26 protein-coding genes are annotated in these 22,109 nt (G+C 38.4%); 21 read left to right on the top strand and 5 right to left on the bottom strand.

What is annotated here, in order from left to right:
* Positions 1 to 46 precede the first annotated feature (46 nt).
* Together AC25Y1_RS06775 and AC25Y1_RS06770 are read left to right on the top strand one after the other, a co-directional pair.
* Positions 47 to 1,948 carry an LTA synthase family protein gene (locus AC25Y1_RS06775; protein WP_488147199.1) on the top strand — a complete coding sequence of 634 codons (1,902 nt, stop codon included), beginning with the start codon at positions 47 to 49 and terminating at the stop codon, positions 1,946 to 1,948.
* A gap of 93 nt (positions 1,949 to 2,041) precedes the next feature.
* Entirely contained in the window at positions 2,042 to 3,139 is a 1,098-nt protein-coding gene (locus tag AC25Y1_RS06770; RefSeq protein WP_488147198.1) for a YqgU-like beta propeller domain-containing protein, read from the top strand.
* A 361-nt stretch (positions 3,140 to 3,500) separates the two neighbouring features.
* Here the strand turns inward: AC25Y1_RS06770 and AC25Y1_RS06765 are convergent, their stop codons facing one another.
* A complete protein-coding gene (locus AC25Y1_RS06765) occupies positions 3,501 to 3,677 on the bottom strand; it encodes a DUF2759 domain-containing protein (RefSeq protein WP_488147197.1) in 177 nt (58 codons plus the stop codon).
* A 162-nt stretch (positions 3,678 to 3,839) separates the two neighbouring features.
* On the opposite strand from AC25Y1_RS06765, the gene AC25Y1_RS06760 reads away from it, so the two are divergent.
* Complete coding sequence (locus tag AC25Y1_RS06760; protein ID WP_488147196.1) at positions 3,840 to 4,478, top strand: MBL fold metallo-hydrolase; 639 nt, start codon at positions 3,840 to 3,842, stop codon at positions 4,476 to 4,478.
* 111 nt (positions 4,479 to 4,589) lie between these two features.
* Here AC25Y1_RS06760 and AC25Y1_RS06755 read toward each other — a convergent pair whose 3' ends face one another.
* A complete protein-coding gene (locus AC25Y1_RS06755; protein WP_488147195.1) occupies positions 4,590 to 4,832 on the bottom strand; it encodes a DUF2626 family protein in 243 nt (80 codons plus the stop codon).
* Between the two features lie 321 nt (positions 4,833 to 5,153).
* Here AC25Y1_RS06755 and AC25Y1_RS06750 point away from each other — a divergent pair, with 321 nt between their 5' ends.
* Positions 5,154 to 5,675, top strand: a complete 522-nt coding sequence (locus AC25Y1_RS06750) for an ATPase, T2SS/T4P/T4SS family (RefSeq protein WP_488147194.1) — start codon at positions 5,154 to 5,156, stop codon at positions 5,673 to 5,675.
* Positions 5,676 to 5,718: 43 nt separating this feature from the next.
* On the opposite strand, the gene AC25Y1_RS06745 is transcribed toward AC25Y1_RS06750, so the two are convergent.
* Both AC25Y1_RS06745 and AC25Y1_RS06740 read right to left on the bottom strand, forming a co-directional pair.
* The gene (locus tag AC25Y1_RS06745; RefSeq protein ID WP_488147193.1) at positions 5,719 to 7,548 is read right to left on the bottom strand and encodes a recombinase family protein; all 1,830 of its coding nucleotides are present in this window, start codon (positions 7,546 to 7,548) and stop codon (positions 5,719 to 5,721) included.
* 81 nt (positions 7,549 to 7,629) lie between these two features.
* Complete coding sequence (locus AC25Y1_RS06740) at positions 7,630 to 8,262, bottom strand: LexA family protein (RefSeq protein WP_488147192.1); 633 nt, start codon at positions 8,260 to 8,262, stop codon at positions 7,630 to 7,632.
* Positions 8,263 to 8,417: 155 nt separating this feature from the next.
* Here AC25Y1_RS06740 and AC25Y1_RS06735 point away from each other — a divergent pair, with 155 nt between their 5' ends.
* The 10 genes from AC25Y1_RS06735 to AC25Y1_RS06690 all read left to right on the top strand — a co-directional run bounded on the left by AC25Y1_RS06735 (position 8,418) and on the right by AC25Y1_RS06690 (position 15,419).
* Positions 8,418 to 8,663, top strand: coding sequence for a helix-turn-helix domain-containing protein (locus tag AC25Y1_RS06735; RefSeq protein WP_488147191.1), 246 nt, complete (start codon positions 8,418 to 8,420; stop codon positions 8,661 to 8,663).
* A gap of 58 nt (positions 8,664 to 8,721) precedes the next feature.
* On the top strand, positions 8,722 to 8,898 hold the full coding sequence (locus AC25Y1_RS06730; protein ID WP_488147190.1) for a hypothetical protein: 177 nt from the start codon (positions 8,722 to 8,724) through the stop codon (positions 8,896 to 8,898).
* A gap of 124 nt (positions 8,899 to 9,022) precedes the next feature.
* The gene (locus AC25Y1_RS06725) at positions 9,023 to 9,211 is read left to right on the top strand and encodes a hypothetical protein (protein WP_488147189.1); all 189 of its coding nucleotides are present in this window, start codon (positions 9,023 to 9,025) and stop codon (positions 9,209 to 9,211) included.
* A 7-nt stretch (positions 9,212 to 9,218) separates the two neighbouring features.
* On the top strand, positions 9,219 to 9,407 hold the full coding sequence (locus AC25Y1_RS06720; RefSeq protein WP_488147188.1) for a hypothetical protein: 189 nt from the start codon (positions 9,219 to 9,221) through the stop codon (positions 9,405 to 9,407).
* A complete protein-coding gene (locus AC25Y1_RS06715; protein WP_488147187.1) occupies positions 9,407 to 10,096 on the top strand; it encodes a hypothetical protein in 690 nt (229 codons plus the stop codon). Before AC25Y1_RS06720 ends, AC25Y1_RS06715 begins: the two co-directional genes overlap by 1 nt.
* Before the next feature lie 180 nt (positions 10,097 to 10,276).
* The gene (locus AC25Y1_RS06710; RefSeq protein ID WP_488147186.1) at positions 10,277 to 10,561 is read left to right on the top strand and encodes a hypothetical protein; all 285 of its coding nucleotides are present in this window, start codon (positions 10,277 to 10,279) and stop codon (positions 10,559 to 10,561) included.
* An 82-nt stretch (positions 10,562 to 10,643) separates the two neighbouring features.
* Positions 10,644 to 12,023, top strand: a complete 1,380-nt coding sequence (locus AC25Y1_RS06705; protein ID WP_488147185.1) for an AAA family ATPase — start codon at positions 10,644 to 10,646, stop codon at positions 12,021 to 12,023.
* Complete coding sequence (locus tag AC25Y1_RS06700) at positions 12,023 to 13,171, top strand: ATP-binding protein (RefSeq protein ID WP_488147184.1); 1,149 nt, start codon at positions 12,023 to 12,025, stop codon at positions 13,169 to 13,171. Before AC25Y1_RS06705 ends, AC25Y1_RS06700 begins: the two co-directional genes overlap by 1 nt.
* 31 nt (positions 13,172 to 13,202) lie before the next feature.
* A complete protein-coding gene (locus AC25Y1_RS06695; RefSeq protein WP_488147183.1) occupies positions 13,203 to 13,811 on the top strand; it encodes a hypothetical protein in 609 nt (202 codons plus the stop codon).
* 15 nt (positions 13,812 to 13,826) lie between these two features.
* On the top strand, positions 13,827 to 15,419 hold the full coding sequence (locus AC25Y1_RS06690; RefSeq protein ID WP_488147351.1) for a DEAD/DEAH box helicase family protein: 1,593 nt from the start codon (positions 13,827 to 13,829) through the stop codon (positions 15,417 to 15,419).
* A 129-nt stretch (positions 15,420 to 15,548) separates the two neighbouring features.
* Here the strand turns inward: AC25Y1_RS06690 and AC25Y1_RS06685 are convergent, their stop codons facing one another.
* The gene (locus AC25Y1_RS06685) at positions 15,549 to 16,232 is read right to left on the bottom strand and encodes a hypothetical protein (RefSeq protein ID WP_488147182.1); all 684 of its coding nucleotides are present in this window, start codon (positions 16,230 to 16,232) and stop codon (positions 15,549 to 15,551) included.
* Between the two features lie 82 nt (positions 16,233 to 16,314).
* Between AC25Y1_RS06685 and AC25Y1_RS06680 the strand changes: the two genes are divergently transcribed.
* The 7 genes from AC25Y1_RS06680 to AC25Y1_RS06650 all read left to right on the top strand — a co-directional run bounded on the left by AC25Y1_RS06680 (position 16,315) and on the right by AC25Y1_RS06650 (position 22,107).
* The gene (locus AC25Y1_RS06680) at positions 16,315 to 18,537 is read left to right on the top strand and encodes an AAA family ATPase (RefSeq protein WP_488147181.1); all 2,223 of its coding nucleotides are present in this window, start codon (positions 16,315 to 16,317) and stop codon (positions 18,535 to 18,537) included.
* A 369-nt stretch (positions 18,538 to 18,906) separates the two neighbouring features.
* Positions 18,907 to 19,209, top strand: coding sequence for a MazG-like family protein (locus AC25Y1_RS06675; protein ID WP_488147180.1), 303 nt, complete (start codon positions 18,907 to 18,909; stop codon positions 19,207 to 19,209).
* Between the two features lie 14 nt (positions 19,210 to 19,223).
* Positions 19,224 to 19,604, top strand: a complete 381-nt coding sequence (locus tag AC25Y1_RS06670; RefSeq protein WP_488147179.1) for a RusA family crossover junction endodeoxyribonuclease — start codon at positions 19,224 to 19,226, stop codon at positions 19,602 to 19,604.
* Positions 19,605 to 19,608: 4 nt separating this feature from the next.
* Complete coding sequence (locus AC25Y1_RS06665) at positions 19,609 to 19,833, top strand: hypothetical protein (protein ID WP_488147178.1); 225 nt, start codon at positions 19,609 to 19,611, stop codon at positions 19,831 to 19,833.
* Positions 19,830 to 20,153 carry a hypothetical protein gene (locus AC25Y1_RS06660; RefSeq protein WP_488147177.1) on the top strand — a complete coding sequence of 108 codons (324 nt, stop codon included), beginning with the start codon at positions 19,830 to 19,832 and terminating at the stop codon, positions 20,151 to 20,153. The genes AC25Y1_RS06665 and AC25Y1_RS06660 overlap by 4 nt, the downstream gene beginning before the upstream one ends.
* Before the next feature lie 289 nt (positions 20,154 to 20,442).
* Positions 20,443 to 20,961, top strand: a complete 519-nt coding sequence (locus AC25Y1_RS06655) for a hypothetical protein (protein WP_488147176.1) — start codon at positions 20,443 to 20,445, stop codon at positions 20,959 to 20,961.
* A 249-nt stretch (positions 20,962 to 21,210) separates the two neighbouring features.
* Positions 21,211 to 22,107 (top strand): DUF6731 family protein, encoded by an 897-nt coding sequence (locus AC25Y1_RS06650; RefSeq protein ID WP_488147175.1) that lies wholly within the window; start codon positions 21,211 to 21,213, stop codon positions 22,105 to 22,107.
* Positions 22,108 to 22,109: the final 2 nt, after the last annotated feature.

Genomic DNA, 22,109 nt, shown 5'->3' with positions numbered 1-22,109 from the left:
GGCAAGACTTAATCTTAGAGTATTATTTGAAAGGAAGAATTAGGTAATGAAAAATTTTAAATGGCCCAAACATTCCATACTAATTATTGCCATTTTGGCAACATGGATTACGACATATATCGGATATAAAACTAGTTTTAATATGACAATCGATAATATGATGCAGGAATTCATACTTTTGATGAACCCGCTTAGCTTCTTATTATTTGTTTACGGGATCGCATTATTCATCAAGAATACGAAAAGAAGAAACATTTATATATTCACAGTAAGTTTGCTTACATCAATTGTGATGTTCTCAAATGCCGTCTTCTATAGATTTTTCAATGATTTTATTACATTGCCATTATTATTTCAAACGAGCAATTTTAATGATTTATCATCATCGGTAACTTCGAATATGAATATCACCGACATCTTTTTCTTTACGGATGTGCTTATTGTCTTCTTGGCGATACGTAAAATCCCTAAATCTGTCGAAACTGCTGTAGTAAATGGGAAGGTCGCTCGAAAATTGTACTTTATTATGGCTGCAACTGTCATGATGTTAAATTTGGGGCTTGCAGAAACGCAAAGACCACAACTGTTAACACGTACATTTGATCGTGAACTTCTCGTTAAAAACATCGGTACTTACAATTACCATATCTATGACGTTTTCATTCAATCTAAATCACATGCACAAAGAGCATTGGCTGATGGCAGTGAATTAGTTGAAGTTGAAAACTATAGCAACGCAAACTATGTAGCACCTGATCCTGAAATGTTTGGAATTGCAGAGGGTAGAAATATCATAGCTGTCTCATTGGAATCACTTCAATCATTCGTGATTAATGAAGAAATGGACGGCCATGTGATTACACCATTTCTAAATGAGCTGACAAAAGATCCTGATACATTTTACTTTTCGCAGTTTTATCATCAAACTGGTTTAGGTAAAACATCCGATTCAGAGTTTATACTTGAAAATTCACTTTATCCACGTAACGGTAGTGCGGTATTTTTCACACATAGTGGAAATACCTATAATTCACTCTCTAAGCGACTTGCAGAAAATAATTACTATACGAACGTAATGCACGCTAATAACTCCAGTTTCTGGAATCGTGATATTATGTATAAAGCGTTGGATATAGAAAACTTTTATGATGTGAATAGCTATTCGATTAATGAAGATGAAGCTGTCAACTGGGGTATGAAAGACATTCCCTTTGTTGAGCAATCAGTAGAATTAATGACTGAAATGCCGCAACCTTTCTATTCAAGACTGATCACATTAACAAACCATTTCCCGTTTACTTTAGACGAGGAAGACATGCTTATTCCGGAGTATAATTCAAACTCCAACACACTTAATCGTTATTTTCAAGCTGTGCGTTATATGGATGAGGCAATAAAAGTATTATTTGAAGAGTTAAAAGAGAAAGGTCTATACGACAATTCAATTATTGTCATGTATGGTGATCATTACGGGATTTCTGAAAATCACAATAAAGCAATGGGTATGTATTTAGACAAAGAAATCACGGCTTTTGACAATGCAAAACTTCAAGAAGTTCCACTTTTCATTCATATTCCAGGTTCTGAAAAAGGCGAAGTAATTGAAAAGGTTACTGGTCAAATAGATTTAAAACCTACAATGCTTCACCTAATGGGGCTGGATACAAAAGGTGATATTCAACTAGGCTCTGATATATTCTCACCAGATTATGAAGAGTTCATTGTGTTTAGAGATGGTCGATTCGTAACGGATAAGTATGTATATACGAGTGAAATATGTTACGACAGTGAGACAGGACTTGAAGTTGAAAATGAACTATGTGCGCCATATTTAGAAAGGTCGGTGGATGAGCTAGAATATTCCGACTTGATTATAAATGGAGATTTACTCAGATTTAAAGAAGAGCAAATTAATTATTCTACAATCAATGAAAACGAAATAGAGTAATCTTCACCTATACTGCACAGTTCCATTCGTGCAGTATTTTTTTAACAATAATTTGGTGGATTTACAAAGTTTATATCGAAGGGTGGGGAGGCGTTGAAAAAAATTGCAATAGTCATTAGTTTAGCTCTTCTATTATTAATGAGTTGCGAGAAATCCAATATCGGAATAGATGAAGTTGAAGTTGAAGCTCCTCCGACTGATGACAGCAATGATGAAATTGAAGTTGATAACTTTAAAACTCTTGAATTAGATGCAGCTAAATTTCACTTTGTTGTGGGGTGGTTAAATGACGCTGAAATTGTTTTTGTTGAAAAAGAAGAGAGTATTTATTTATTAAAAAAAGTTAATGTGGAGACTGGTAAAATAGCTACACTTTATAATGAATCAATGATTATTATAGACGCAAAGATACATCCAACAAAAGAAAGAATATTATTACATACATCAAATGATTCAAGTTCTGCGACCGTAAAAGTAATTTCATTAGAAGGCGTTGTATTGGATGAAATTTCAATTGCTTCCTCGGAACTGGAGATTGAATGGAATGATGAAGATCCAAGAAAGATTCTATTCACTGCATTTTATCCAGACTGGACATATGATGTCATATTATATAATGGTGATGAGAAAGAACTTGGCATGATTCCAGTTGATGATCCATTTCCTAAATGGTTAGGTCAACAAATTGTATCGGCCTATATTCCTGAACACCCATTGGACGGCGGCAGACTTCAAAAGTATAATTTTGAAACTAAGTTATCAGAGCCAATGGAGTATGAGGAGATAGTGCATTTCGAAACAAATGGGGATTCTTTGTTAACCGTACAGATTGTAGATGGAAAAGCAGAATATAAATTAATTGATAGCCAAGGCGAATCTGTGAATTCTTGGACATTACCGGCGGTTAGCAATTACTCTGAATGGGTTTTTCCAGAAATTGAGTGGATTGGAAATGAAGAATTCATAACACTAGCTACACATGAAGGTGGCGAGTTAGATAATTTACAAGAACCTTTTATGCTTGTAAAATTACAAAATGGAGAACCGATTGTAATCAAAGAAGATTTCAACTTAACCCCTCTATTATGTTCCTCGGACGGAAATAGGTGTTTGAGTGGAAATGCAAGTGAGAATTTGATTGATATACAAAAAAAGGTAGAATTTACTTGGTTGTTCTTAAAGGATTATTAGTTTTTTAAAATACAACTTGATTTATATACGCTGAACCGAACGCTAGAAGGTAGACCTTTTTACATAAGGTCTACCTTTTCGTTTTTTGTCTTCATGTCTATGTCTACTGAAGAAAATTTTCCTGCCATTCGAGATGAATAGCGCTTAAGACTACAGAGTAGCAAGAATCTGCTATAGAGAAGAGTAATGTAAATGGATACATGGATCATTATCGGAATAAGGGAAAAAAAGATTTAAAAAAGATGACTCCGGCATAATACCGAAGTCATCTCATTGCAGCGTAGATTAGAAAGTCGCTTTTAAAAACTGTCCATTAAATGGAGCTCAGTTCAACGCTAACGAATCAGTTTGTTATAAATTTTTACAAAGAAGGTGGAAAACCCTGAGTAATAATCGTAGCAATTGTAAAACCGCCGAAAACTACACAAGCTCCGAAATTGAATACTATACTTAGAACGTTTCTCTCTTTGAATGCTTGTACTGTTCCAATCGCAGCAAAAATACCGATTAGACCGAATATAACCATTAATAAATTCATGTAGGAAGACACTCCTTTCAAAGTTAAAAAAATGAATGCCGATTTAGCAATACTCCTTCTCTATTGTAAGCTGAATTTCAAATTTTGTCGAGCGATATTAATGACAATTAGTTGAATTCAATTTACGATTTGCTTAAACTAACGTAAAGGGAGGAAAGAAAAATGTTAAACGTAACAACTTTTCCATTAGGTCCAATTCAAACTAACTGTTACATAATTGAAGACGAAAGTAAGAATTGTTTAATTGTCGATCCAGGTGAAGAGGGTAAGCACATAATTGATATGATTCGTCAAAATGAACTTAAACCTGTAGCAATTCTTTTAACGCATGGACATTTTGATCATATAGGTGCAGTTGACATTGTCCGAGATGAATTTAACATACCAGTCTATATTCATGAACTTGAGAAGGATACACTCACAGACCCAATTCAAAATGGATCGACTCGTTATCCGACACTACCTGTGGTTAAAAATAGAGAGGCTGACTTTCTTTTTTCAAAGGAAGGCATAAAAACAATAGGAGCCTTTACATTTAACGTACTACACACACCGGGTCATTCAATTGGAAGTGTTAGCTTTGTCTTTCCTGAGGAGCGCTTTGCGATTGTAGGAGATACGTTATTCAACCAAGGGGTTGGACGAACAGACTTGCCTGGTGGGGACACTGATATCCTTCTATCCTCGATTCACAATAAGCTTTTGACGTTGGGGGCTGACTTTATTATCTATCCGGGTCATGGACCTACGACAACGCCGTCAAATGAAATGGATGGGAATCCGTTTTTGAATGGATTTTAATTGAAGTGAATAAAACGAGTTCACCTCATAGTAAGAGAACAATCACGCCACACATAATAATAAAACAAAAAAACAGCCAATGAAGGCTGTTTTTTGTTTTGTAACATTGAATTAGTGTCCGCCACCTGGTACGTGAATAAACGTTGCGTAATAACTGAAACCAACCATGAATACCATTAAATAACTGGCAAACATGTACATATACATACGCTCCGTTAAATTTAGATATCCTAGGAGCAGGAAGAAGATTGTGCTAGCCACAAATAGAAGCGATGCGGTATACATATCACCAGCAAAAAATAGAACTGCGAATATGCCCGTCCACCAGCCCATTAACTTGAACATGTTATCCATGTGTGTGTCCCTCCTTTATTACAATACAATAAGCTCCTATCTATTATAAAGGATAGCAGCTCCATATGTAAACTCAAATCAATAAAAGTTTGTGACGAAGTCGTGTTATTAGGAAGTATTAAAAATAATAATAAATTAAAATTCAATTTTGCGGTGGAATTCTGCATGGAAATTTCATGTTGACGTCGTTTTGGTCATCAAAAATCAAGCTTCTTGTAAAGTATTCCAATTGAATTAAGCTTGTTGTATACTTGAGCTATCGGTTAGCAGTCAACCGATAGTGAGTTTACACGATCAATTCATTTGAAAGAGGGGTGTTCAATGAACAAACCAGAAAATGTTATTGAACGAAAAAGTATGCAACTTCTTGAAAGTGCCATTGCATATGAAGCGACGGATATTCATCTCGTCCCTTCAGAGGAAGGGTATACTGTTTTATTTAAAAAAGATCTAAAGTTACATGCATTTAGTAAAATTGTACACCAATTAGCGATTCGAATGATTTCATTTTATAAGTTTCTTTCCTCATTAGATATTACCGACAAACGTAAACCCCAAAGTGGTTCCTTTCACAAACTGATACAAGAAGAAAACTATTCTTTTCGTGTATCAACCATCCCAGCTATTCGATTCAGAGAAAGTGTAGTAATTCGGCTGCAAAAACATGACCGAATCGTTCCAATTGAACAATTATGTCTTGAAAAAGAGTGGGCAGAAAAATTGACCCGCGCAAGTTCAAAGGAACAAGGGCTAATCTTTCTGACCGGTCCAACTGGCTCAGGGAAGACAACGACCATGTATTCATTAACAGCGCATTGTGTAGTAAGACAAGCTATGAAGTAAAGTGATTGCACTTGTTTACCCATAAGCGCCAAAGTCAATAGTATCAAGCCCTTAGGTTCTCTTCTTGTATCAGTTTGCCAATTAACTTACGGTATATTCCTGTTGCGATTGACAAGTTTCTTAGGCTTACTTCAGGGTCGAGTGTCAGTTCTTTTTTTATTGCGTTAATCCTATCACGTCTTAGATCGGGACAATCCCAATGTGGTGCTAAATTTTCAAAAGAACCGAATCGTTCTTGGTCTATCTTTAAAGTGCGCGGCTGATTTCCTAGAGCTTCACCTAGAGCTTTCAAAGTAATACCCGGGTTCTCGTTCAAGTATTTTTGGGCTTGATCATATCTTGCTCTGGCAAGTTCTAACGTTTCTCGATCTCTAACTGCTTCAGTTGATTCTATTTCAACTTTTATGTCTATTGTAATGTCTTGTGGAAGGTAAGCATGTAAGGTAAACATCTTCTTCTCAACATCTAGAGTAGCAGAAGGGAAAAGGTTACCTAATATATCTTGCTGATCCTGAACATCTATAATTTCCTCAAAACGGTCAGCTACTGTCAGAAACTCTAAAATAGTATCATAGTTGATTTGGTTTCGTTGTATTAAATTTCGTTTGTGCTTCAACTCTTTTAATTCTTTTTCAATATTATTTAATTGACCATCTAGTTTAGCGCGATTACTATCTAGGGTTTGTTTCTTCCAGTTGCCATCAAGATACAAATCAAGAAGCCTATCAGTTTTTTCTTGAACTTTTTGTTTGTGTTCATCAAGACGTTTAATATCTTTACCTAATTTAGATACTTCATTTTCATCGAATCCAGAATCTATATACCGTTCCGCATTCTCAGGATTGGATAGGATATCTTTCACTGCTTCAATTAATTGATTTTGAATACGTTTTACATTGATGTATGGCTTGCTGCTACATAAATCTTTTAGTTTTTTGCTTGAATGAGCCATAGAATACGAATAGTACTCTTGTCCTTCGCGTCTGCCTGGTACTGTAGACTTTTCAATGAAGAGAGGGTTCTTACAAGTCGCACATACTAAAGCTATACCACGCAACATATGAGGTTCTGATGGCTTCCAGTTATAGCGCCTTTCAAGCTCGGCCTGTATTCGATTATATGTTTCCTCAGTTCTTAATACTGGATAAATGTCCGGTACTGAAATAGTTTCAGCTCTAAATTTACGTTCAAATACACCATGGTAGGCTTTACGTTTTAATTTAGCCTGTATCAATGACTCATTCCATTCTTTGCCCTGGGGTGACGTGCATAGCTTGTCCAGCTCTCTTTTAATTGCAGTCAAGCCCATTTTCTCTTTCAGGAACTTATCATCTATGAAAGGAATTAACCATGATCTATTCTCATTCACTGATATTATTTCAGTCTTCGAGTCGTATAAATATTCCTCAGGTTGAGGACCCCAAACTTTACCTTCTCGGGTACGCTGTCTAATTCCACGTGCCATTTTACGCAACATGTCTTTTCTAGATCGTTGTGCCAGTAAGTTTTTCAAGTCTGACATAAATTCATCATCTATGTTAGATAAATCTACAATATTGCCGGGCTCAGCTATTTTAACTTGGTTATCCCGAAGCACGCCTTTTAAATACTCCCATTTAACAGTGTCTAATCTTGATAAACGATCTTGTTCAATACACAAGACTACATCTACTAGGCCTTCCTCTATTGCATCCAACATAGCTTCTAGTCCAACTTTTTCTAACTTGGTTCCACTATCAACATCTTTAAAAGTATCGACTATTTCCCATCCCTGAGCATTTGCATACTTCGTTAACTCGTATATTTGCGCGCTAAGACTGAATTTATCTTCCTGGAGTTTAGTTGATACACGGATGTAAATCGCCACTCTCACTTAAAACAATCTCCTTTCTAGGTATAAGAAAAGAGCAGCGTATGAGCTACTCTTTTCTTTTTTAATTGCTAGCGCTAGTAATTAAAGTTCTTGTTCAAATCTCATTGCTTTTCCAATTATTCTTACAGGATTATCTGCTGTTATCACAATCGGCTCATGTGTTGAATTGTCCGGCATCAATACAGTGAATCCATTCTGCTTCTTAACTCTTTTAAGTGTGGCATGAGCATTTAAACTAAATGTTACGGCTGCTATCTCTCCGTTTTCAACTTCTTCCTGAATCCGAATTAATACCATCGCACCATCGGGTATTGTCGGATGCATCGAATCGCCTTTTGCTTGCAAGTAGACTAAGTCACCTGCTGGAAGATTGTCTGCCAATACTGTGCGGTAGTCCTCAAAGTTCTCTGCGACGAGAATTGGATCACCGCAAGCAATTTCCCCAAGCACTGGAATTCTTACCGTTTGTTGAGACACTTCAATAATGTTAGTTGCTCTCTGTTCCGTTAAATCTGAACGCCTAACTTTGAAGTAATCGGCCATCATTTGAAGCCTATCAGGACGAGGATATGTTTCACCTTTCATCCAATTGGATACTGTGGTTTCGGGAAAATTTAAGTCCCGGGCCATGTCGGTTTGATTAAATCCTTTCTTTGCTAAGTAATAATTTAAGTTTTCAACTAAAATTAACTTCATTGTTTCGGCGTTTTTCATTGTGTTCACCCCCTATCTATCTCTATACTACCGAATATCGGTAGAGAAGTAAAGTGTTATTGTACCGTTAATAAGTATTTCCTTTTATCAAAACCCTTGACAGTACTTTTAAACGGTAGTATTGTAAGGGTACGAGTTCGACAGGAGGTGACAGAATGTTTCAGATTTCATTAAAAGCCGCTAGGGTAAATGCGGATTTAGAACAAGAAGAAGCGGCTCCTAAAGTAGGAGTGACAGCCAAAACTCTAAGTAATTACGAACGAGGGGTCACCGCGATACCGGGTCATACATTAAAAAGAGCTGCAAAACTATACAACATTCCGGAAGAAATGATTCGCTTACCCATAGTTGATGATGGTGGGTATGATGATGAAATTTTTTTAAATGATACTACCGTTTAAAGGTAGTTAAGAAATGGACGTGAAATACCTAACTTAAAGAATGAAGAGGTGAGAGACATTGATTCCTCGTGAATTAGTAGAAATGAATGCAAGGCTTCCATTGAAATTATCTGAGCTCGCATCGGTTGATCCAGATAAGGCACTACTTCTATTACGCGCTTGGGGCGAAGGAACAAAAACATTACGAGTATTGTGGAGCGAAGTTACAAACGCGTTAGAGGTTAAAAGCACATAAAACAGAATGGAGGGACCAGCTCAATGAAGATAAGCGTGAAAGCATGGAAAAATTTATCACTGCAACAAAAGTTGACACTGCTTTATTTTGCGGCACAAAGATAAAAAGTTGAGGGGTGTGAAGAATGGACGACAATATTTGGTTCGGCAGAAATGGAATGGCTGTAAGGTGTCCGGTTCCTGAATGTAGTCACACGGGAACAGTCATCACGAAAGCGCATTGCCGGTTAGAGCATGATATGGAACGTGAGGAAGTAGGAAAACTTTACGGTCCGCCAGAAAACTTTCGAGTTAGTCAAAGTTGGGGGTGGTGATTAAGCAATGAATGAATACGCGATGTATCGGGGAGACAACTTACTCTACATCGGCACATTGGACGAGCTAGCGAAAGCACACGGAGTTAAACGTAACACAATCTATTATTATTCTATGCCAGCGTATCAGCGCAAGCGGGCAAACAGCAAACACGGAAATTATATTACGGTTACTAAATTAGAGGAGGATGAATAATGAATTTAAAAGTATTGACGACTCGTCAGTTGTTGGAAGTGTACAGTGACGTTGGACTTGAAATGGGTAGACGGCTTGATGAACGTATGCGAAAGGATGAATCAGACCAAATAACCGACGTATTACAAGACGGTCCACCATGGGCAGTTGCAACAGTTAAATCACCCAACCAACAACGTGCGGAATTGATTCAGCAGACTAAAGAGTTTGTGGAAAAGTATACACGCAAACAATCCGCAGACGAAAATTTCGATAAACCGTATATAGATTTGGAACGAATTACCGCTTCTCAATTGTGTGTTATCGATGAATTTATAGTTAATGCAGAAAAACGAACTGTCGCGTGCCTTTTAAGAGGAGCTGATACTGGAAATGTACGTTTCAAAGGTATCGCAAAATGCAATCCATCTGACATATTCAACGAATGGATTGGCAAAGCTATCGCACTAGCACGAGCGTTGGAGATTGAGATTCCAGTAAATTTTTTGGAAGCTGTTCAACCAATTGAAAAAGTACCAGGCATGATTGTACGTCATCCGCTAACCAATAAAATTAAAAATTTAACAGCGGACAAGCGGATTCAAAATTTAAATGAAGCCAATTATTTTTCTGAGTATGCGCACGAATCATTAATTATTGATGATTCAAACGCAAATTATGGGGAGGTTGATCCCATTGGAAACTATTGAGCTGGAAGTTTGGCAAAACGAAGAAGGCATGTAGCACATCAATGTGAACGGGATTAACACAGCAAAGTCAAACTTTGAAATCATTGTTCGGAAATTGGTTGATGATGTAGTGAGATTCAATCCAGACGTCAAGTTTCACATTATTGGTTAATCTATGAAACTTTGAAAGGGGTGAGAGAGATGGATATTTATATCGTTATCGGTGAAATTGGCGGTTATAACTACAACAATGAAAAAGAAACTTACAATACTTTTGATGCCGAAGAAGGGGCTTTAAGTTATTCAGTGGATATGGCTAAAGGTGACATCTCAATAGGCGGGACTAGCAAAACTTATAAACTTAAAAAAATCATTAAGTTTAATGCTAACAATCTTAATGCTAAAGAATTGGAGTTAGTTTTAACCAAAGGTCAATTTAAGTTAGTACAGATTGATAAAGTAGTTGCAAATCAATTCGAAACATAAAAACGACCCTTTGCAGAGGGCCGCTTGTAACAATGAAAATGTCAACTTAATTATAGCACGTAAATTAGAAAGGGGAAAAACCGTGATTAAAATAAATAAATTGGAAATTGAAAATGTGAAACGTGTTAAAGCTGTCAAAATTGAGCCGACACCAAACGGTTTAACGGTAATCGGTGGCAGAAACGGGCAAGGCAAGACAAGCATACTTGATTCAATTGCTTGGGGATTGGGTGGTAACAAGTATCGTCCATCACAAGCACATCGTGAGGGGAGCATGACACCACCATATCTCCACATTGTATTGTCAAATGGATTAGTCGTGGAACGTAAAGGAAAAAACAGTGACTTAAAAGTTGTTGATCCAAACGGCGAAAAGGCAGGTCAACAATTATTAAATAGCTTTGTAGAAGAATTGGCGATTGATTTACCGAAGTTCATTCATTCTACCAGCAAAGAAAAAGCTGATACATTACTTCAAATCATTGGTGTTGGTGATAAATTATTTCAGTTAGAAAAAGAAGAAAATGAAATTTATAACAAACGTTTATTCGTCGGCCAAACTGCAGACCAAAAGAAGAAATTTGCAGATGAACAGACTTTCTATCCAGATGCACCGAAAGAGCCGATATCAGCATCAGATTTAATTCAGCAGCAACAAGCGATTCTAGCAAAGAATGGTGAGAATCAACGGAAACGTGAACAGGTATCACATATCGAATATCAGTTTCAACAAGAGGAAAGTGGCATTGCTCAATTAAGTCAGCAAATTCAACAGCTTACGAATCAGCTGCAGGCGATGAATGAGAAACATACCCAAACAGCATCAGACTTGGAAACTGCTCGTAAATCTGCCCTGGATCTTCATGATGAGTCAACAGATGAATTACAACGCAATATCCAACAAGTTGACGAGATTAATAGAAAGGTTCGCGCCAATCTTGATAAAGACAAAGCCGAAACGGATGCAAGCGAATACCGTGCTCAATATGACAAATTCACTGTAACGATTAATGACTTACGCAAACAAAAGTCCGATTTACTCTCAAATGCAGACTTGCCATTAGAAGGTCTAGGGGTAGCAGATGGGGAGCTCATCTACAATGGCCAGAAATGGGACAACATGAGCGGTTCTGACCAACTGAAAGTGTCTACGGCGATTGTTCGTAAACTTAAACCAGATTGCGGATTTATCATCCTGGACAAGTTGGAGCAAATGGACTTGGAATCGTTGAGAGAGTTTGGCGAATGGCTCGAAGAAGAAGGGCTACAGGCGATTGCAACAAGAGTTAGTTCTGGTGAGGAGTGTTCCATCATCATCGAAGATGGCTACGTAGAAGGACAAGCTATCATTCCAGAAGAGCCAGTGCATCAAGCGCCACCAGTAACACCAGTAACACCAGTAGCGCCAGCACCAGCACCAGCACCAGCACCAACAACTACATGGAAAGCGGGGGAATTTTAATGCAAGTAATTAGCGGAAAATTACAGACTGCAAAAAAAGTTGTAATTTACGGACCAGAGGGAGTAGGGAAGTCGTCACTAGCGTCACATTTTCCTAAACCTGTATTTATAGACACGGAAGGTTCGACAACGGAATTAAATGTTACACGTTTACCTAGACCGAGCAGTTGGCAAATGATTAATCAACAAGTTGATTGGGCGAAAAGTCAATTCCAAATGGGTGTGTACGAGACTTTAATTATCGATACGGCAGATTGGACAGAACGACTCTGCATACTTTCGATTTGTGTTACGCATTCAAAAAAAGGAATCGAGGATTTCGGGTATGGAAAAGGTTACGTATTTTTAGAAGAAGAATTTGGACGATTTCTAAATAAATTATCTGACGTTGTAGAGGCAGGAATGCATGTCGTTTTGGCTGCACATAGCCAAATTATTAAGTTCGACCAACCTGACGAAATGGGATCATACGACCGCTATCAATTGAAGTTGAGTAAGAAGGTAGCACCGCTAGTCAAAGAATGGGCAGATATGTTGTTGTTTCTAAATTATAAGACATTCAGTGTTGCAGCAGACGAGAACGGAAAGAAACACAAGGCGCAAGGTGGTAGACGTGTAATCTACACAACACATCATCCTGCATGGGACGCAAAAAATCGGCAGAACTTACCAGATGAATTGCCACTTGAGTATGCACAAATTGCTCACATATTCAATGAAGCACCACAAGAGCCACCTATTCAACCGACTTATCAGCAACCGGCACAAACTCCACCAATGGAGCCGACACAGCCACCAGTTCAGCAACAAGCACCAAGTCAACCGCCAGTCGTTGAGCAACCGCAACAGTCACCAGTTGCACCACCTGTGCAACAACCAGAAGTTCCAGTTCAACCGGCTCCTGCACAAGAGCCATACAATCCACCAGCGCTAATAAGTTCAGCTATCCCGCAGGCGTTACAAGATTTAATGATAAAAGACGGAGTGACAGAAGACGCAATTCAAACCGTCGTTGGCCAAGAAGGGTATTACCCGATTGATACACCGATCGCAAATTATGACCCAGGCTTTATTAATGGTGTATTAGTCGGAGCTTGGCCGCAGGTTTTAGAAAAGATAAAAGCAGCAGGATTAGATTTGCCGTTTTAAATAAAAACGCATTATATAGGAGGAAAAATAAATGACACAAGAACGCGAATTTGGTTGGGATGATGAAATTCAAAAGGATGGTCCCGTTTATAAACTTTTGCCAGCGGGTGAATATAATTTCACGGTAGAAAAATTTGAACGCAGAAGATTTAAAGGGAGTGATAAGTTACCTGCTTGCAATGAAGCGCTTTTGACAATCCATATCGATGGTGGCGAACACGGAGCTACTAATGTGCTACACAGCTTATATTTGCACTCAATCACAGAAGGTTTCCTTTCGGCATTCTTTTCATCGATTGGACAGAAAAAAGAAGGGGAAGCCGTACGTATGAATTGGGGAGCAGTGACCGGAGCAAAAGGCAGATGCGAACTATTCCAAGACACGTATAACAATAAGACGAACAATAAAATAAAAACTTTCTTGCCATATGAAGATTACTTGAAACATAACGGAGCACCACAGCAACCGACTTATCAGCAACCTGCACAAAATCAGTACCAAGCGCCACCAGTTCAACAACAATATCAGCAACCACCGGCATATCAACCGCCAGTACAACAACAAACGCAACAGCAACAGGCACCATTTCCGACAAATGCGCCACCGCAACAAGGCGGATTTACACCGGGTCAATTCTAGGAGGGGAAATAATTGATGAAAATGAAACTTCGAGACTATCAAGAGGGTGCTAGGGTTGCCATTCAGAAAGATTGGGAAGAAAAAGGATTTAAAAACACGTTATTGGTCCTTCCTACTGGCACTGGAAAAACGATTGTATTCAGTAAAGTTATTGAAGACCGTGTGAAAAAGGGCGAGCGTGTTCTCGTCCTTGCCCATCGGGGTGAATTATTAGATCAAGCAGCAGACAAATTAGAACAAAGTACCGGATTGAAAACCGCAACAGAAAAAGCAGAAGAAACATCTATCGGTAGTTGGTATCGGGTTGTTGTCGGAAGCGTGCAAACGATGATGCGAGAAAAACGTCTTGCACAATTCGATAAAGATTTCTTCGACACAATAATTATTGACGAAGCACATCACAGTATTTCCAACAGTTACCAACGAGTTTTGGCTCATTTTGAAGACGCGAAGGTATTGGGGGTAACAGCTACACCCGACCGAGGAGATATGAAAAATCTAGGTGATTACTATGAAAATATAGCCTATGAATACACACTCCCAAAGGCAATTAAAGAAGGTTATCTAAGTCCGATTAAAGCATTGACGATTCCCTTGAAATTAGATTTATCGACAGTAGGGCAGCAGGCAGGAGATTTTAGCGTAAGTCAATTAGGTTCGGTGTTAGATCCGTATCTCGAATCAATCGCAGATGAATTTGTAAAAGTGGCGAGTGATAGAAAGATAGTCGTTTTTCTCCCACTGGTTGCGACAAGTCAAAAGTTTACAGAGATTTTAAATCAGAAAGGATTTCGTGCAGCTGAGGTTAACGGAGAGTCCAAAGACCGCGCTGAAATTTTGCAAGATTTCGAGAATGATAAATACAACGTTTTGTGCAACTCGATGCTACTAACCGAGGGTTGGGATTGCCCATCTGTCGATTGCGTAGTTGTGTTACGTCCAACAAAAGTAAGAAGCCTATATTCACAAATGGTGGGGCGCGGTACCCGACTTTATGAAGGTAAAACTGAATTATTGTTACTCGATTTTCTTTGGCATACAGACAGGCACGAACTATGTCATCCGGCACATTTAATTGCTGATAATGACGAATTAGCCAATGCAATGACAAAACAGATTGAAGCTGCAGGCGTTCCGCTAGATCTGGAAGCGGTCGAGAAAACAGCTGCAGAGGATGTCATTGAACAACGTGAAGAAGCGCTTGCCAAGCAATTAGCGGAAATGAAGAGTCGTAAACGCAAACTTGTGGATCCCTTGCAATTTGAAATGAGTATTCAAGCCGAAGACTTGTCCAGTTATGTTCCGTCATTCGGATGGGAAATGGGACCACCTTCTGAGCAACAGGTAAAGAAACTCGAAAGTCTAGGCATCCATCCTGAACAGATAGATAACGCGGGTAAAGCTGAAAAGTTATTAGAACGATTGGACAAGCGTCGTCAAGAAGGAATGACAACCCCTAAACAGATTCGATTCCTTGAGGGTAGGGGTTTTAATCACGTAGGTGGTTGGTCGTTTGAATCTGCTAGGAAAATGATAGACAGAATCGCAGCTAGTGGTTGGAGAACTCCTGCAGGAGTGGTTCCTAAGGAATATAAACCGGAAGGATGATTTATATGGAAAAACAAATCGAGCAATTAAAGAAAAGGATAGAGTTTTTAGAATACTTACTAGAGGTTAATTCTAAGACTCTATCTAAATCTTTAGAAACTAACAGGATATTATTAAATTATTTAACAACTAATCATCAGCCGCAATAAACTGTTCAGCTACACTTGCGTCATAATCAGCAACTACAAAGTGAGCTGTAGATTTTATAAATTGTTTCATATCTCTTATGTCTTTATCGTCATGTCGTCGAACATAATGTGTTTCGTCATTGCCTATCCATGTTGCCGCCTGGGCAAGAGATTGAAGCCTTGGGAAGTGTGAAAGGTGATCTTTAATAACTTTTCCTAAAAAAGCTTTTTTCACACTTTCCTCAATTTGAGGATTAAGAAATATTATGTAATCTTTAATTAAGAATTCTAAAGATTTTCTATAACCGACTCCTGAAATTTGACTCAATCCTTCTTCTTCAGCTTTTGTTGCTTGTGTATATATTTCAACAAACGAAGGAGAAACATTTTCTATGTTTTCAGGTAAGTCTACTACTATAGGCGGTCTATATGAATAGGACTTTAATTTAGTTTCATTATTCCGATTACTATAAGAGTATTCTAAAGCAAAGTATTTGCGACAGTTGCGCTGAGTACATCTTACTAATAGTCCAAAGTTTATAATCATATCACTAGAAGAATTTTGAGAATCACCGTTACCATGTGTGTCTGGTGTCATTATTCCACCGCAATGAGGACAGTTATTCGGTAGATTAGTTTTGATGGTCATCGTGCCGTTTAAACATTTAACTGGAATTAGTTTCATTATGAATCCTCCTTATTATTATTATTATTATTATTATTATTATGCGTTAATCATATCAAATGAAAGTAGGTGTTGCTACCTTATGGAAATTAAAATGGATTTGATTCCGCTATTAGAATACGTTGATCCTGCTTACTTGGATTACCAAGAGTGGGTCAACGTAGGAATGGCACTCAAATATGAAGGATATACAGCAAGCGATTGGGATGCATGGAGTAGTTCGGATCCCCGGCATAAACCAGGTGAATGTTTCCGTAAATGGACATCGTTCGAAGGTTCAGGCTCACCAGTGACAGGCGCAACAATCACACAATTAGCCAAAGATAACGGCTGGACTCCTCGAGGAAAAAGGGAAGACCACGAACTCGATTGGAACGATGAAATTTCTGGTAAAGATGATTATAGGATTGTCGATAAAAACTGGATTGAAGGTATGGAGATTCAGGAACCAACTTTCTGGAATCCGGTTCAAGAGTTAACTAGATATCTAAACACACTATTTGATCCATCAGAAAATGTCGGCTATGTCACATCCACTTGGGAAACAGATGACGGAGATTTTAAACCGACTATGGGAAATACCGACAGAACGGCCGGTGAATTAATTCGAGCGCTTAGTGAATCAAATGGAGATTTAGGCGCAGTTTTCGGAGATTACAATCCAACTGCAGGTGCATGGATTCGGTTCAACCCATTAGATGGAAAAGGCGTTAAAAATGAAAACGTTACTGAATTCAAATATGCATTAGTTGAATCTGATTCTATGGATTTAGAGAAACAAAATGCGATTATGCGTGAATTAGATTTGCCAATAGCTGCATTAGTTTTCAGTGGCAAAAAATCGATTCACGCAATCGTAAAAGTAGATGCTGCTAACTATGACGAATACAGAAAGCGCGTCGATTATCTGTATGACGTCTGTAAAAAAAATGGATTAGATATTGATAATCAAAACCGAAATCCATCTCGTTTGTCCAGAATGCCTGGTGTCGAAAGAAACGGAAAGAAACAGTTCATCATCGACACAAACATTGGTAAATCGAATTGGGAAGAATGGCACGAATGGATTGAAGGGATTAACGATGATTTACCGGATCCCGAGAGCCTAACTGATTTCTGGAATGACATGCCAGATAAAGCGCCCCCTTTAATAGAAGGACTTTTACGACAAGGGCATAAAATGCTGTTGGCCGGACCATCTAAGGCAGGTAAGTCATTCATGCTGATTGAGCTATCTATCGCTATTGCAGAAGGTAAGAATTGGCTAGGTTGGGATTGCACGAAAGGCAAGATACTTTACGTCAACTTGGAGTTAGATAGAGCCAGCGCGCTCCACAGATTTAAGGATGTATACGGCGCATTGGGTTATTCTCCCGACAATATAGACAACATCGACATTTGGAATTTACGAGGGAAATCAGTTCCAATGGACAAGTTGGCGCCTAAATTAATCAGACGTGCAGCTAAAGAAAATTACATTGCGGTAATCATTGACCCGATTTATAAAGTCTTGACTGGTGATGAAAACAGTGCGGATCAAATGGCTCACTTTACGAATCAATTCGACAAGATAGCTACTGAATTAGGTTGTGGAGTTATCTACTGTCATCACCATAGTAAAGGTACGCAAGGTGGTAAAAAGTCGATGGACAGAGCCAGTGGTTCCGGAGTATTCGCTCGTGACCCAGATGCATTAGTCGATTTGACTGAGTTGGAGTTGACGGATGATTTAATGAAGCAAGAAGAAAATAAAGTCGCTTGTGCCATATATCAAAAGTACTTCCAAAAATACAATCCTAACTATCTAGATGAACGTATTTCACAGGATGACTTGCTGAGCGTAATAGCTATGGGAGACCACGCAACAAAGGTGATACCTGACAGAATAGAAGAAATTAATGTAGAAATGACAGCAGCTATCAAGACTACGAGATTCCGAACAGCGTGGCGCGTTGAGGGTACGTTGCGAGAGTACCCGACGTTTGAACCTGTGAATATGTGGTTCCAGTATCCAATCCATAAGGTAGACGATGTAGGTAGCTTAAAGGATATCGAACCAGAAGGCGACACACCTGCATGGCAACAAAAAGGTAAGGGTAAAGGCACCAAAAAGACGGCTGCTGAACGCAAAATAGAACGACTACAGGCACTCGAATTAGCCTATGAAGCGTGCTCAATAGATGAAGAAATCACAGTGGATTCTATGGCAGAATTTATGGGTGTAACTGAAAAAACAGTTCGAAGACGCATAAAAGAACATAAATATTTTGATATAAACGAAGGAATCGTGACACAAAAACTATGAGGGACAGTAAGGACAATTGTTGTTTGTCCCTGTCCCGATAACGAAGGACAGTAGGGACATTTAACACTTTGTCCTTGTCCCTAAGAGTCATTTCACAATGTCGAGGGACAAGGACAGAACGTTGCTGTCTTTGTCCTTGAAGAACACCGTCAAATCAACGTTTAAAAGTTTGTGAAACGTCTAGGGACAGAGGGACAGACAATCCCTATATTACATATAGGTAAATGTCCCTGTCCCTCACACGTTCGTCACAGAGAAAAAAGGTGGTGGACTTCCTGTTGTCCGCCACACACTTTTCTCTTTACCGTGACAAGGCGAAATTTCAAAATCAAAAATAAAATATAAAGTAAAATAATGGAAGGTGACAGAATGTTAGACATAACAAACAAAATTGAAAAGTGGGCTGAAGATAGAAATTTAGATTCCGCAGATCCAGCAAAACAGATTCTGAAATTAGGAGAGGAATTCGGAGAGTTATGTGAAGGGTTCGTAAAAAATAAACCTGAGCAAGTTTTCGACTCGATTGGTGACATGTATGTGGTGCTTACGATTCTATCAAAGCAACTAGGAACGACTATGGATGATTGTGTCGCAATGGCTTATGACGAAATACGGGACCGCAAAGGGAAAATGATAAACGGTGTCTTCGTGAAAGAAGATGATTTTACATGAGTGTGGAGTTCTTCATGCCACTTAAAAAAGTTCCTACTACGACGCATCAGCAAAAGGCAGTACGGGTTGTCAACGGCAAACCCATGTTCTATGAGCCGGATGATTTAAAAGCAGCACGGGCACTCCTGATGGCTCACCTGGGTAAGCATGTTCCGGAGAAAAAATATACAGGCCCAGTTCAGCTAATTGTGAAATGGTGTTTTCCGATTACAGGTAAACGCCAAAATGGTGAGTGGAAAACAACTAGGCCAGACGTGGATAACAGTCAAAAACTTTTATTCGATTGCATGACTGATCTTGGATTTTGGAAAGATGATAGTTTAGTTGTCAGTTTGATAGCTGAAAAGTTTTGGGCAAGCCTCCCTGGGATTTATATAAAAATCGAAGAGGTGTGAGCGTATGGATTATAAAGCTTTCTTTTCGGAAGTTGTTGAGTGGATAAGTCAGGTTAATCAAATGGCCGTAAAGCACGGAATGGAAAACAATGAGTTTTGGCAGTGGGTTACTCATTCCATGGGTGAAATCGGCGACAAATATGAAAATAACAATCTAGTCGTGAAGCAAATGGCGATGTTGTTTGAATGGCTGGAAGACGTTTACGCAGAAGGGAGAAAAGGCAAATGACTGAAACGAATGCGGAACGATTGAAGCGTTTAAAAGAAGTTTTTCAAAGTTGGGTAGAAATGCATGACGGCATAGTGCCTAGCGAAGACATTTCGGAATTTGAGAAAACTGCAGCTGATAGATTATGGTTCATCGAACAAGCCGAAATGAACATAAAACGCGAGGATGAACCTATTCCTTTCGCCGATAATCTCGATGAGGTGAAAATCCTTAAACTCCGGAATGGTGCTCCAACTGTTATCGAATGGCAGGAAAGACGATACGTGTTTAGTCCAGAGTCTGCTTTTCGGGGTGGTGAGCAACGTGCCAAAAAGAAATAGCAACATAAGCAAAAAGGATTTAGAAATCTTGGAGCCGATGGAGGAATTAACATTTCTTACTGATTTAGATCCAACGGTGACGATCAGCGCAGTAAATTTCAGATGGTTGGTTAATAAAGCGGGCAACTGGGTTAGGAGGGAATCCGATGAAAGGTAAACTTAAATTGTGTTCGGAATGTAAAAGCGATCCAGTCAGATTACAAGGCAAAGAATTATGTCGCAATTGCCACAGAAAAGCGTTAAGGGGTTTGTTGCGGAAGGAATAGCATCCAGGGGAGGTTGAGCAAAATTGAAGGCAATGTTAACCGATGAACAAATAGAAATCATCACAACAAAAGTTATTGAAATCCATGAAAAGCGAAAGGAGACAACCGAGAAAATAGAAAAGGACAAGCGTCTCCGGAATACAAAGTTGCTCCTTCAAAATTATAGGTCGTTTAAAAAATATGCTGAAAAAATCGAGGAAGAAACTGTTGAGGAACTTGAAGAAATCAACGTGATGGAATTGTTGGTGGTCGGTGAGGATTTGGTTAAGTCGATAAAACAAACGACACGACGGACGTTGGTGATGGTCCGACATATTGATCAGGCGCTTGTGTCGTTGGAGTACTTTTACAGCAATGAAAAACTTTCAGGAACTCGACGACAATTCGACATTTTACACGACAGATACGTAAAAGGGGAGTTAATTAGAGAAATTGCAGAAAAAAATAATATAAATGACAGAAGTGTTTACAAGGCAATAGATTCTGCAGTGGAGCGACTTGCTATCATTCTGTTCGGTGTTTATGGGCTAAGAATAGAGTGAAAGGGCAAAATTGGGACATGTTCAGGGCAATACGTCCATGTTAAGGTGGTAGTGTGATATAAATATAACAACCAACAAAACTTTTTAATCCCCTTTTACAGTTTGTTGGTTGTTTTTGTTTGAAAAAGTCAAAGATGGGGTATAAAATAAATGGAACATTAGTTCTATTTGGTTCTTTCGATACATTTCCTCTTGTGTATACTGTATGATTGAATTGTATAAATACGGTTGTAAAAGGGGATATGCGAAATGGTGAAAAGGTACATTAGATTTGATTTTTACAATCTTAACCAAGGAAATAAAGGGAAACCTTTACAAGATTGCTTACTAGCAGTTGAAAAGGACTTGAAAAAAGAACCAGTTGTCTTGAGGAATAAAACGGTAAGTGGATACATACTTAGAATTAGGGAAGTACAAAAAGTGTTGGTTGATGATACACCAGGTTCAAAATATTTTTTTATAGGGCATATTGAAAAATTAGATCAGTATTCCGAAGCATATGTTGGTGAGATAGATGGAAAAAGGACAACGTATGGGGATGGAGAAGATGAAGGTTTAATTAAAGATACTATATTCTTGTATGATCCATTTAACAAGATTGTCGCTTCGCATAGAACGAATGCACTTAGTTACGCACAGTTAAATCGGTTTTTAGTAGAGCTAACGGAAGATGAAGATTTTGATTTAGAGGTCATTGTAGATGATGCTGTGATTGATAAATTAGATAAAATTCCAGGAATACGAGAAATTGAATACAGTATAGCAGCACCTCAGCGATGGGATAAAATAGCATCTAAACGACCTATTAATGCCGATTTGAGTCTGGGAGCAAAGCTAAATGCTGGAAGAATGAAAGTAATAATTACACCGGAAAAAGGACAATTCATGAATAAGGCAATGGCAGTCAAAAAGGTGAAGGCTTTGTTACCTTTTATCAATGATGAAGTTTCAGTTTTAAGGGTTAAAGGCAATGTGTCTGATGATACTGATACATTGGATCTTATTAATGGTAAAATTGATGCACTTAAGGTTGTTGATTTACCTAAAGGCAAAAAACTGACTTTTGTTTTAGTGGAACAAAAAATAGAAGAGGCATACCGCGAAAAGAAAAAAATGCTTGATAGTATGTTTATTAGAAAAAAGTAAGA

The organism is Sporosarcina sp. Y1009, assembly GCF_057669865.1.
This window is presented reverse-complemented; position numbering and strand designations above follow the sequence as displayed.